At 31.6% G+C, this 803-nt stretch carries 1 pseudogene; it reads right to left on the bottom strand.

The window, feature by feature from the left end:
- A pseudogene (locus tag FGM02_RS17980) lies at positions 1–803 on the bottom strand (type I restriction endonuclease subunit R); the annotation flags it as partial.

The following is an 803-nucleotide window of genomic DNA, read 5'->3' as shown; positions in this document are numbered from 1 at the left end:
AGCTACATCGCCATTGTATTCATTGATATATTCTTTTACCAATATGTTGTTAATACGTTTTACATCGGTTGCATTGATATCTATTTTCTGTTTGTTCTTAACATGATTGATCACCAAACGCATCATCATTTTTGATACATAACTCTCGTTTTCTAAAATTTTAGCGTTCTGTAGAATTTCATTGTCCACTTCTGTTTTCAATCCTTTTAAAGCTTCAAACAACTTACGCTCATTATCCGTTAGCGGATTTTTTTCTAATAAGCGTTTGTGAATACGTGCATACTTTGCGTCGTAATCGTATTTTGCTTTTAATAAATTATTTTCTCTTTCTAACTTTTTTGCCTTGTCGTAAATTTCATTCAAGGCTTTTATATTGGCTTCCATTTCTTCTTTGGTCACCTCACTTAAATTTCGTTTTTTAAACAGTCGTTCTAACTCTTCTCTAAGAGCAATAAATACAGGATCTTTAGCATCAAAATTACCTCCCAATATTTCACGAGTTTTTTGCAGCGTATTTTTCAACTCGTCTGCCAACACCATTTCTTCCTGTTTTATTTTAGAAAAGGCGAAAAGAACATCTTCTAAAGCTAAATTTAGAATATTATCGGTTTCTAAATTATTTTCTAAAGCTATTTTTGTGTTGATCAATGCCAATCGATCATTTGTTATTCTTGATAAGACCGACAGTTTTCTGAAATCTAATTTTTCTAACAATTCAAAGTTCCCCGACAATCGGATTAAATTATACACCTCCTTAGAATTATTTAACACCTTGGCTATTTGTCGTATTTCCGTACGATCGT

The organism is Flavicella sediminum (genome assembly GCF_006381105.1).
GTDB classification, from domain to species: Bacteria; Bacteroidota; Bacteroidia; order Flavobacteriales; family Flavobacteriaceae; genus Flavicella; species Flavicella sediminum.
The sequence above is the reverse complement of the archived record's forward strand: the minus strand, read 5'-3'. Positions and strand labels throughout refer to the sequence as shown.